The following is a 12,181-nucleotide window of genomic DNA, read 5'->3' on the forward strand; positions in this document are numbered from 1 at the left end:
TGGCAGGTGCTTTTTGCTTGCTTTATTGTGTATTTTTTAGCGTTCTAGAATGCAAGTTACGCCTTGACCGCCAGCAGCACAGATTGAAATCAACGCACGCCCTGAGCCTTTTTGTGCCAAAAGTTTGGCAGCGGTAGCCAAGATACGACCTCCTGTGGCGGCAAACGGGTGTCCGGCAGCAAGACTTGATCCGTTCACATTAAGCTTGCTACGGTCAATTGAGCCAAGTGGTGCGTCAAGCCCTAAGCGATGTTTGCAGAATTTTTCATCTTCCCATGCTGCCAAAGTGGACAGTACCTGTGAAGCAAATGCCTCATGAATCTCATAAAAATCAAAGTCTTGCAAGGTCAAGCCTGCACGCTGTAACATTTTGGGTACGGCATAGGCAGGTACCATCAACAACCCTTCGGTAATACCGTCTTTGCCGATGAAATCTACCGCCGCTGTCCGCTGATGGGTGATGTAGGCAAGCGGTTCATAACCATGTTCTGCTGCCCAGTCATCGCTAGATAGTAATACGCATGATGCACCGTCAGTCAGTGGTGTGGAGTTGGCAGCGGTCATGGTAGGGTTGATATTTTTCTTACCAAAGACAGGCTTTAGACTGGCGAGCTTATCAAGTGTGGTGTCAGCACGCAGGTTGTTGTCTTGAGTCAGTCCTTTGTAAGGGGTAATTAAGTCGTCAAAAAAACCTTCATTATAGGCACGAGACAGGTTTTGATGGCTATCAAATGCCAATTTGTCTTGTTCGGTGCGACTGATGTTCCACTCTAGAGCGGTGATTGCTTGATGCTCACCCATGGATAGGCGAGTTCGTGGTTCGCCATTTTCAGGGAATGCAAGCAGTTTTTTTGGATTGATGGTGCTTAGAGCTGCTAGGCGAGCTTTAGTGTCTTTGGCGGTGTTTAGGCGTAAGAGTGACTTTCTAATACCATCACCTAGAGCAATCGGTGCGTCTGAGGTGGTGTCTGTGCCACCTGCAATGCCACTATCAATGATACCAAGGGCGATTTTATTAGCAACCGCAAAAGCAGCCTGTAGCCCTGTGCCACACGCTTGGGAGATGTCATAGGTGGGTGTGGTGGCAGGCAGACTGGTGTTTAATACAGCTTCACGAGTTAGGTTCAAATCTCGACTGTGCTTTAAGACTGTACCAGCCACAACTTCGCCAATCTCTTTATCTGCCAGATTAAAGCGACTAACCAATCCTTCTAGGGTGGCACTGAGCATATCAATATTACTGGCATCAGCATAGGCACCGTTTGAGCGGGCAAAAGGAATGCGGTTTGCACCTAAGATGGCAACTTTTTTAATGGTCATAAAAACTCCTTAATAATCGGTTTAAAGAAATTAGCTTAGTGAATAAAGCTAGATTAGCATTATTTTATAAAAAATGGAAAGATTGACTTAATTTGTAACAATAATTTTTATAAGATTAAATTTTGCAAAATAATAATTTGATCAGAGAGGCGGGTGCATGTTTAAGATTTCTTGATGAAAAATCTAGGGGTTTTTGGGTGGCATAATGGTTTTTTTATGTTAGAATGGGTAATTTATTATTGATAAATTCATTCATGAAATGGAGGGGTAAAGCTATGAGCGACCGTTATGGTGAGTTGGTTCAGTCATCTTTGGGAAGAAAAGTTGCCAAAAATCTTGGTTTGCCGTTGCCGATTAAGCTGGACCGTTATGAAGCAGGTCAACCTGTTATTCGTGGTGAAGTTGCTTTGGCGGTATCAGTTGGCGATGATACTTTGGTGGCGGATGCTTTGCAGGATATTTTGGTAAAACTTGATGCCAAAATCACCACACAACAAGACTTACATACCAAGCTAAGTGATGAGAATGCTCGCTTTAAGGTGGCGATTTTTGATGCGACAAATATCAAAAACACCGATGAGTTAAAGCAGGTGTATGAGTTTTTTCACGCCATCGCCAGACGCATCAAATCTTCTGGACGCATTGTCATCATCGCTCGTCCGTCATGTTGTACAGGTAGCGATGTGGGCTTTGCTTTGGCTCAAAGAGCCTTGCTTGGTTTTACCAAATCAGTTGCCAAGGAATTTAAAAAAGGCATTACTGCCAATGTCATTTATACACAAGTGGGAGCAGAGGCTCATCTTGAGCACGCATTAAGATTCTTCTTGTCTGCCAAGTCCGCTTATGTATCAGGTCAGCCCATCACCTTGACTGTGGGCGGTCAGGTAGATACGAGTGATTTTGATGATGCAAAACCGTTGGCAGGCAAAAAAATCCTTGTAACAGGTGCGTCTCGTGGTATTGGTGCGGCGGTAGCACAGGTTTTAGCAAGAGATGGTGCTAAGTTATACTGCTTAGATGTGCCACAAAGCCTAGCAGAGCTTCAGGTAGTGGCAGGAAATTTGGGTGGTCAAGCCTTGCCACTTGATATTACCAATGAGAATGCTGCTAAAGAGATTTTGGAGCAATGCGGTGTACTAGATGGCATTGTTCATAATGCTGGAGTTACTCGTGATAAGACTTTGGCAAATATGAGTGAAGATAAATGGGATTTGGTGTTAAGCATTAACCTAAAGGCCATTCATACCATCAATGAGTATTTGATTGCCAATGGTGGGGTGAGTGATGTTGCACGCATCGTCTGCGTGTCATCAATCTCAGGTATTGCAGGTAATTTGGGTCAAACCAACTATGCCATGAGTAAGGCTGGTGTCATCGGTTTGGTAGAGGCAACAGCACGGACATTTGACGGTTCAAATAAGACCATCAATGCGGTTGCACCAGGATTTATTGAAACTAAGATGACCAGTCTTATTCCATTTGCTATCAGGGAGGCGGGACGGCGTATGAATTCTATGAGTCAAGGTGGAGAGCCTGTGGATGTGGCAGAAACCATCGCTTGGCTACTATCGCCTAAAGCATCAGGCTTAAATGGTAATATTGTACGAGTCTGTGGTCAAAGCGTGCTTGGAGCTTAATGTTTTGTTGAGTTTTGAGATATTTAGCAGCCAAATGGTCTAAAAATATGACGGTTTGGCGACTTAAAAATCCTAACAATTATATTGCAATATAACGATTGTTGATTGCATTTTATGTACATGAAGGTATCTTATGGCAGAACAACATTTTAAAGAATTGCCAAAAATGCACACCACTTATGCCAATGTTATCAAAAGTTTGATTCCTATTGGCGATAATAAGGCAAAGACTTTGCCTGAATCGATATATCAAGTGGATCATCTGGCCATTGATGAGCAGAATTTAAGAGAGTATCGTAAAATCTGTGGGTTCATCAATGACGGTCGTGTACCACCAACTTATTTTGCGGTGTTGTCGCAGACTTTGCAGATGAATATGATGGCAAAGCCAGATTTTCCCTTTGCCATGCTTGGCTTGGTGCACATAGAAAACAGCGTAACACAGCATCGCATTATTTATGATAGTGAAACGGTGTCATTATCGGTGCGTATTGCTAATTTAAAGGCACATGACAAGGGTCAGCAGTTTGATTTTATCACCACGGTTAGTATCCAAGATGAGCTGGTGTGGGAAGGGGTATCAACCTACCTTTCACGCCAGAAAAAAACTGCCGAAGAGCGAGCTCGTCCAAAGACTGTGGAGACGCCAACCCCTAGACTTGAGCCGGACGATAATCATTGGGCGGAGCTGATTAACATTCCTGAAGACATTGGTCGTAGATACGCTTTTGTGTCTGGGGACTTTAATTTGATTCATTTGCACCCTTTATCTGCTCGTGCCTTTGGCTTTCCCCGTGCCATTGCACATGGTATGTGGTCAAAAGCAGCAAGCATTGCTCAGTTTCACGACTTACCTAAGGCTTATCGTGTTGATGTGTCATTTAAAACCCCAATTTTTTTGCCATCTAAGATAGACTTTGTGGCTCGCACAGAAACAGATGGTCGCAGTTTTGCCTTGTATGCTGCAGGGACTGACAAACCGCATTTATTGGGTCGCATTACTTTTTTATAGTAAGTCTAATGTGTAGACATGAATAAAATGGCATAAAAACAATCAAAAAACTGGATTGATGTTCAGTTTTTTGATAAATGCCCATAGCAAGTTGTCTTGTTAATTTTGGGTGGTTTGACTAATGCAGATTTTGAGATTTGAGATAATAAGAGTGATGTATGGCAGATTGGCAGGTTTTTAATGGGGTGTTGTCAGCCCTGCAATTTGATGAGTCGCCCGCAGGTGGTGTGGTTGTGGTTTATCAAGATGGTCGTGAGATAGTAAATGCTTCTGTGGGTCATGCTTTGCCCCAGATGGCATGGCAAGATACGGTCTTGTCGGTGAACTTCTCCATTGGGAAGGGGGTGCTGGCGACATTAGTGGCGGTATTGGTATCTAAAGGATTGTTGGATTATGATACACCGATTAGCCATTATTGGCAGAACTTTGCCAATAATGGCAAGCAGAGCATTACTTTGCGTCAGATATTAACTCATACATCAGGATTGTTTAATATCACGGCTTTGACGCAGTCGGTTGATGACTTGTTGGATTGGCAGGCGATGGGCAGGTTGATTGAAAATATGCCTATTGATACACCACGAGGACAAGAGTTGCATAACTATGCCAGTGCATACAGTGCCTTGGTGTCTGGGTGGGTGATAGGTCATACCATTGAAAGGGTGCTTGGCATGAAGCTACAAGCAGTGCTTGATGAATATTTGGCTAAGCCACTTGGTGTAGAAGGGCAGTTATACTATGGTGTACCTGATGACAAGGTACACTTAATCGCCAAGCCTGTGCGTTATTTTGATGGTCTACAAGGTGTCAAAAGAAAGCCTGTGCTAAAACCAGATACGCCGATGGTGTTGCAAAGTCTAAGCAAGATGCCTGCTGCTGCCATTTGGCGAACAGCATTAAATGGAAATGATATGACGACTGCTAATATCAATAAGCTATATTTTGACACTTCCAAGATGAATCTGGCAAATTATAAGAATGCCTTGATGCCCAACGGTAGAGATGGTATTGAGTATCATCATACCGATGTATTAAAAGCTGTTATCCCTGCCGCCAATGGTGTCTCTACCGCTCAAGCACTTGCTAGAATATATGCAATGCACGCTAATGACGGTGTGTGGCAGGGGAAGACTTTGATTAACTCTGAAGTTTTGGCGGATATGAGGCGAGTGCAAGTTGATGGATTTGATGCTGTCATGCCTGCTAATATGCGATGGCGAACAGGCTTTCACCGCTTGTTTAGCCTACAAGATGTAAGCGAGGCATATGGGCATATGGGCTATAATGGCTCAGTGGCATTTTGCGATCCTAAGCGTCGCTTGTCAATGGCGTTCATTCATAATTTTGATACAACCATGCTCAATGATGTACGACAATTCGCCTTATCTGAGATGGCAATTCATCTAGCATCTTGTTAAGGCTTGATAATCCATGGATTATATAATAAAATAATCTCTTTAATTTTCAAAAAAAGACTACTTATGAATACAGAACCTGCCATCAATGTGATGATTTCTCAAGAGGAAATTGCCGTTAAAGTCAAAGAACTGGGTGCTGCCATCAATGCTCACTACGCCAATAGCGATAAAGCATTAATTTTGATTGGACTTCTGCGTGGTTCGGTTATTTTTATGGCGGACTTATGCCGTGCGATTGACAAACCACATGAACTTGATTTTATGACAGTGTCAAGCTATATCAATAAAACCACTGTATCAAGTGGTGATGTCAAAATCCTAAAAGATTTGGATAGCGAGATTGCAGGCAAGGATGTGTTGATTGTGGAAGACATCATTGATTCAGGACGCACTCTATCAAAAGTGGTAGAAATCCTAAAAACTCGCAATCCAAACTCCATTGAGCTGTGCACTTTGGTTAGTAAGCCATCACGCCGTGAAATTGAGATGGATGTTAAGTTTTTGGGTTTTGAAGTTGAGGATCGTTTTATTGTAGGCTATGGCTTAGATTATAATCAAAAATATCGCCACATTCCTTTTATTGGTGAGATTGGTCTTTGAACTAAAGATTGATTGTGTACCTTATTTGATTAAAAATCATTGGTATCATTCAACCTACTACTAAAGTATACCCTGTCATCATGATGGGGTTTATTTTTTTATGGCTTGTGTTGTGCTGATGAGTTATGGAAAAGATTGAGTGGTAAAAGATATCAATGACCGTATTTTGATGGTTAATTTTTCTTATTTAGACTATCACATCAATGACTTAATCCATGTGCAATGCAAAAAATAAAGGAGAGATTGTCGTCTCTCCTTTACTCTCAAGTTTTGGGTATTTATTCCACTTGACTGACATCTCTTACCGCTCCTGTGTCAGCACTGGTGGTAAGTGCTGCGTAGGCTCGTAAGGCTTGTGATACTTCACGCTGACGATTGACGGGTTTGAAGGCTTGCTTACCTTTTGCTAGCATTTGTTCACGACGGCGGGCAAGTTCATCATTGCAGACATCAAGATGGATAGACCGATTTGGAATATCAATAATGATGGTGTCAAATTCTTTTACAAGGGCAATGTTGCCACCTTCTGCCGCTTCTGGGCTTGCATGTCCGATGGATAACCCCGATGTGCCACCGCTAAATCTGCCGTCTGTCAATAAGGCACACGCCTTGCCTAGTCCTTTTGATTTTAGATAGGAAGTTGGGTATAGCATCTCTTGCATACCAGGTCCACCCTTTGGCCCTTCGTAGCGAATAATGACAATATCGCCTGCGACGATTTGATCTGCCAAAATCGCTTCTACTGCACTGTCTTGGCTTTCAAATACTCTTGCACGCCCTGTAAATTTTAAAATGCTTTCATCTACGCCTGCTGTCTTAACCACGCAGCCACGAGTAGCAATGTTACCAAATAGTACCGCCAAACCACCATCTTGACTGTATGCAAATTCTTTACTGCGGATACAGCCACTTTCACGATTGACATCAAGATTTGACCATTCTTTGTTTTGGCTAAATGCTTGTGTGGTGCGAATGCCAGCAGGGGCGGCGATGTAGAGATTTCGTGCATCTACATTGTCGGGGTTCATGATATCCCATTTGTTCAGTGCGTCTTTTAGCGTGGCACTATGCACCGTTGACACATTCGTGCGTAACAACCCTGCACGGTCAAGCTCGGCTAAAATCGCCATCACACCCCCTGCACGATGCACATCTTCCATGTGGTATTTTTGTGTGGCTGGAGCAACTTTAGATAGGCAGGGTACTTGACGGCTAAGATGGTCAATATCTGCCATTTTAAAGTTTACGCCTGCTTCGTGTGCTGCTGCCAGTAAGTGCAAAATCGTATTGGTGCTACCACCCATAGCAATATCAAGACTCATCGCATTCATAAAGGCATCTTTGGTGGCGATAGAGCGTGGCAAAATGCTGTTATCGCCTTGTTCATAATGGCGTTGAGCGAGCTTGACTATCATTCTGCCAGCTTCCAAGAACAGCTCTTTTCTTTTGGCGTGTGTGGCAAGTAGTGAGCCATTACTTGGCAAGGATAGCCCCAATGCTTCGGTTAAGCAATTCATTGAATTGGCGGTAAACATACCAGAACAAGAGCCACAAGTAGGGCAGGCTGACCGTTCAACGCTCATCACATCTTCATCGGAAATTAAGTCATCGGCAGCGTCAATCATAGCGTCCACAAGGTCAAGTTTACGCACTTTTTTGCCGTCATCGGCGGTGATGGTTTCATGTGTGGTATGCCCATCTGCCAATTCACTTGCCAAGACTTTACCAGCTTCCATCGGACCGCCAGAAACAAAGATGGTGGGTATGTTCAGACGCAAGGCTGCCATCAGCATACCAGGGGTGATTTTATCGCAGTTGGAGATACACACCAAAGCATCGGCACAATGAGCGTTGACCATATATTCTACACTGTCGGCAATCAAATCACGGCTAGGCAGGGAGTAGAGCATACCACCATGCCCCATTGCAATGCCATCATCAACAGCAATGGTGTTAAATTCTTTAGCAACACCGCCTGCCTTTTCTATTTCACGGGCGACCAGTTGCCCTAATTCTTTTAGGTGAACATGTCCTGGTACAAACTGGGTGAATGAGTTGGCGATGGCGATGATTGGCTTATTAAAATCATCATCGGTCATGCCTGTGGCACGCCATAAGGCTCTCGCCCCTGCCATATTGCGACCAGATGTAGAAGTTTTTGAACGGTAGGTTGGCATCGTTTATTTTCCTTGTTGGCTTGGACTTGGTCTATAGAAGCACGCCAAGTTAGCTAAGTTTATTTGCTTTATTGTAACATTTTTTTAAGGGTTTGTGAGAGCAAAAAGAGTGTTTCTTTTATATGAAAAAGTATAAAAATGAATTATGATTATAAACAAAGTTGCACAATTTTGGCTAATATTTTTTGGTTAATTTTTGCAGAAAATTGTTTTTTTGTACCCCTAGCTCTCACAAGGCGTATCTTAGGCTTGGTGAGATGACATAAGAGTGGTCGAAGTTTAACTCCTTGATGGATTATAAAGATTATCTTATAAAAAAAGATGATAGATGGACGCGTGGACGGATTTGCTTATTTACCAAGGCGGATAAAAATGCTTTGGCGTTGCCTATTTTTTAAGCCTTGACATAAAGTTGTTAGATAAAATCTGGTGGTATTTTTGGCATTTTTCTTGAGAAAACTGGGTGGCTGTCTTGCCTGCAATTTGCAAATTATTGCTAAATCTGTTAAATTTGTAAGCAAGGCTAATTAATACAAACATGATGATTGAACTTGTTTGTATTAATTAACTGTTTTGATTGAAGTAATTTAGATATATTTTTAATTGATAAGGATAAGTATGACGACACCAGAACAACCTAAGTCCAGTGCTATGCCTCAAGTTGAGATAAAGCGACTGGGTATTTTTCCGCAGGTAAATGTGCCTGTATTTTTAATATCAGCATTACTGATTGTTGGTTTTATTATTTTTGGGGCGATGTTTAGTGAGTTGGCGGGTCAAATTTTTGGCAAGGCACAAACGCTCATCACTCGACATTTTGGCTTTATGTTCATTATCTTAATGAATGCAGCCTTAGTATTTTGTGTGTATATATCATTAAGTCGCTATGGCGATATTCGCCTTGGGGCTCAAACAGAAACACCTGAATATAGCTTTGGTTCATGGATTGGAATGCTGTTTTCAGCCGGTATTGGTATTGGGCTACTTTATTGGGGTACGGCTGAGCCTCTGTATCACTTTGTGAAGCCACCTATTGCCGACTCTAGTAGTGTAGAGAGTGCTAAGCAGGCGATGCAGTTGTCGTTTTTGCATTGGGGTTTGCACGCTTGGGCGGTGTACTCAGTGGTGGCGTTGAGTCTTGCTTATTTTCACTATCGGTGCGGCTTACCGCTGTCAATTCGTTCGGTGCTATTTCCATTGATTGGTAAGAATATCTATGGCAAATGGGGGCATGCGGTCGATATTTTGGCGGTGTTTGGTACGATGTTTGGTGTGGTAACCTCGCTCGGTCTTGGTGTGATGCAACTTGAAACAGGACTTGGGCAGATGTTTGGTATTGAACCAAGTCTTGTATTTAAAATCGCCCTAGTAGCAGGCATTACCGCTTGTGCGGCATTTTCTGTGATGGCAGGACTTGATAAGGGGGTGAAACGCCTAAGTGATATCACTATTATTGGTACGCTCATCATGCTTGCCTTTATGATTATAGCAGGTCCAACCCAGTTTATTTTAGATAGCTTTGTGGAGAATATAGGTAACTATGCAGGCAATATCATCACGCTAGGGCTTTGGAATGAAGCCTATATGGATAGCGATTGGCAGGGTGCTTGGACAATCTTTTATTGGGCATGGTGGGTAAGTTGGTCGCCATTTGTGGGTATTTTTATCGCTCGTATTTCTCGTGGTCGTACCATTCGTGAGTTTATTTTTGGTGTGCTATTTGTGCCGATGCTCTTGTTGTTTTTGTGGTTTACGGCCTTTGGTGGTGTGGCGATCAATATGGAGTTGTCTGGAGATTTTGGTTTATCAGCGGCAGTGCTTGCTGATTCAGGTAGTGCGATTTTTAAATTTATTGAATATTACCCATTTACGCAAGGCTTGGTGGTAGTAACACTGGTGATGATTGTGCTGTGGTTTGTAACCAGTGCAGACAGTGCCAGTCTTGTGGTGGATATGCTAACTGCAGGTGGTAACACCAATCCACCAAAAATCCAAAGACTGTTTTGGGTAACATCAGAAGGCATCATTGCGGCAATCTTGCTAGCAGCAGGAGGGCTTTCGGCGTTGCAAGCAGCAGCGATTGTGGCAGGACTGCCCTTTGCTCTTGTTATCTTTGTGATGATGTACTGTCTGATTCGTGGACTTGGGCGAGATCGTTTGACCTTATACCGTAATAACCAATGGTATATTACCGAAGAGTCTGCCGAGCATAATAGTGCTAACGAGATGGTGGATGAGCATCTGTTACCAGGACCGCCCCCAACCACAGAAAAAGCAGACTAATAGCAATAAAAAAATCGGACCTATTTGTCCGATTTTTTATTTTATTTTTTAGTTGCGATCCTAAAAAATTAAACAGTTGTTTGGCTATATTTGTATATGTTGATAGAAATTAAGGAAGGTCGTTAGACAAAAAGAACTTGAAAACAACCAAGAAATCTACAATAGTAGAAATTAAGGAAGGTCGTTAGACCCATCGGTGTTAGTAAGATTGATATGGATCTACAATAGTAGAAATTAAGGAAGGTCGTTAGACTCACGCACCGCATAACTCATCACTGACATCTACAATAGTAGAAATTAAGGAAGGTCGTTAGACAAATGCTGTAATCATCGGGATATGATATCTACAATAGTAGAAATTAAGGAAGGTCGTTAGACCTGATTTTAGGGGCGACTGGTACAGGATCTACAATAGTAGAAATTAAGGAAGGTCGTTAGACACGAAAGTGCCCAAACCTCTACAGAGATCTACAATAGTAGAAATTAAGGAAGGTCGTTAGACAATCATATCCGCACTTGCAAGCTCTACAATCTACAATAGTAGAAATTAAGGAAGGTCGTTAGACAAATAATAATAAATAAAATAAAATAAATCTACAATAGTAGAAATTAAGGAAGGTCGTTAGACAGAGGACGCCACGCCAAGTTTAGTCTCATCTACAATAGTAGAAATTAAGGAAGGTCGTTAGACACCGCTCTTACCATAGCCACGCTCTATATCTACAATAGTAGAAATTAAGGAAGGTCGTTAGACTCTGAGTTGTTGCCAATACGCACCGCATCTACAATAGTAGAAATTAAGGAAGGTCGTTAGACTGTACACGTCCCTGTACTTAACGCTAAATCTACAATAGTAGAAATTAAGGAAGGTCGTTAGACGTTTATGGAGTTTGTCAACCGTGACACATCTACAATAGTAGAAATTAAGGAAGGTCGTTAGACATTGCAGTAATCCACTTCATCGGTTCGATCTACAATAGTAGAAATTAAGGAAGGTCGTTAGACACTGCAAGGGCTGTACTGACAACCGAATCTACAATAGTAGAAATTAAGGAAGGTCGTTAGACTGAGCGTAGAGGTTCTAGTCTAGGGGAATCTACAATAGTAGAAATTAAGGAAGGTCGTTAGACACGAACACCCCTAACGCCCTAATTTCGATCTACAATAGTAGAAATTAAGGAAGGTCGTTAGACAAAATTAAGCGGTAAACATCTGGCTCGATCTACAATAGTAGAAATTAAGGAAGGTCGTTAGACCTCGCCATCGCTTCATCAAAATCTTCTGCATCTACAATAGTAGAAATTAAGGAAGGTCGTTAGACGACAAGAGAGCTGTTGCGAAATTGTTTATCTACAATAGTAGAAATTAAGGAAGGTCGTTAGACCTTAAACCTGCCCTATGGGTGGATGGAATCTACAATAGTAGAAATTAAGGAAGGTCGTTAGACTTTTATGTACACCAGCTTCATCAAGGCATCTACAATAGTAGAAATTAAGGAAGGTCGTTAGACTTGATTTTTGGGATATGCTTACCAATGCATCTACAATAGTAGAAATTAAGGAAGGTCGTTAGACACCAATATGTTTTAATATGAGAATATTTTATCTACAATAGTAGAAATTAAGGAAGGTCGTTAGACCACAGATAGAAATACGGAACGACTCGCTAATCTACAATAGTAGAAATTAAGGAAGGTCGTTAGACGCCATCGCACACGCAAAAGCACTGATATCT

The 12,181-nt window shown here is 42.1% G+C and carries 7 protein-coding genes and 1 CRISPR repeat array (1 of these 8 running past the window's edge); of the genes, 5 read left to right on the plus strand and 2 right to left on the minus strand.

The window, feature by feature from the left end; genetic code table 11:
- Positions 1-36: 36 nt before the first annotated feature.
- Complete coding sequence (locus tag L3D27_RS03400) at positions 37-1,320, minus strand: acetyl-CoA C-acetyltransferase (RefSeq protein WP_284674240.1); 1,284 nt, start codon at positions 1,318-1,320, stop codon at positions 37-39.
- Between the two features lie 275 nt (positions 1,321-1,595).
- On the opposite strand from L3D27_RS03400, the gene L3D27_RS03405 reads away from it, so the two are divergent.
- From L3D27_RS03405 to hpt, 4 genes are all read left to right on the plus strand, one after another.
- Complete coding sequence (locus L3D27_RS03405) at positions 1,596-2,957, plus strand: 3-oxoacyl-ACP reductase (RefSeq protein WP_432481549.1); 1,362 nt, start codon at positions 1,596-1,598, stop codon at positions 2,955-2,957.
- Positions 2,958-3,090: 133 nt separating this feature from the next.
- Entirely contained in the window at positions 3,091-3,969 is an 879-nt protein-coding gene (locus tag L3D27_RS03410) for a MaoC/PaaZ C-terminal domain-containing protein (RefSeq protein WP_284674242.1), read from the plus strand.
- A gap of 158 nt (positions 3,970-4,127) precedes the next feature.
- Entirely contained in the window at positions 4,128-5,387 is a 1,260-nt protein-coding gene (locus tag L3D27_RS03415; protein WP_432481550.1) for a serine hydrolase domain-containing protein, read from the plus strand.
- Positions 5,388-5,450: 63 nt separating this feature from the next.
- Positions 5,451-5,987 carry a hypoxanthine phosphoribosyltransferase gene (hpt, locus tag L3D27_RS03420; protein ID WP_284674244.1) on the plus strand — a complete coding sequence of 179 codons (537 nt, stop codon included), beginning with the start codon at positions 5,451-5,453 and terminating at the stop codon, positions 5,985-5,987.
- Between the two features lie 278 nt (positions 5,988-6,265).
- Here the strand turns inward: hpt and ilvD are convergent, their stop codons facing one another.
- Positions 6,266-8,164, minus strand: a complete 1,899-nt coding sequence (ilvD, locus tag L3D27_RS03425) for a dihydroxy-acid dehydratase (protein ID WP_432481551.1) — start codon at positions 8,162-8,164, stop codon at positions 6,266-6,268.
- Positions 8,165-8,815: 651 nt separating this feature from the next.
- Between ilvD and L3D27_RS03430 the strand changes: the two genes are divergently transcribed.
- Entirely contained in the window at positions 8,816-10,447 is a 1,632-nt protein-coding gene (locus tag L3D27_RS03430) for a BCCT family transporter (RefSeq protein WP_432481863.1), read from the plus strand.
- A 92-nt stretch (positions 10,448-10,539) separates the two neighbouring features.
- Positions 10,540-12,181: a CRISPR direct-repeat array (repeat unit 36 nt; unit sequence ATCTACAATAGTAGAAATTAAGGAAGGTCGTTAGAC); it runs 32 nt beyond the window's last position.

Origin of the sequence: Moraxella sp. ZY200743 (genome assembly GCF_050885545.1) — a bacterium.
In the GTDB taxonomy this organism is placed as follows: Bacteria; Pseudomonadota; Gammaproteobacteria; order Pseudomonadales; family Moraxellaceae; genus Moraxella; species Moraxella haemolytica.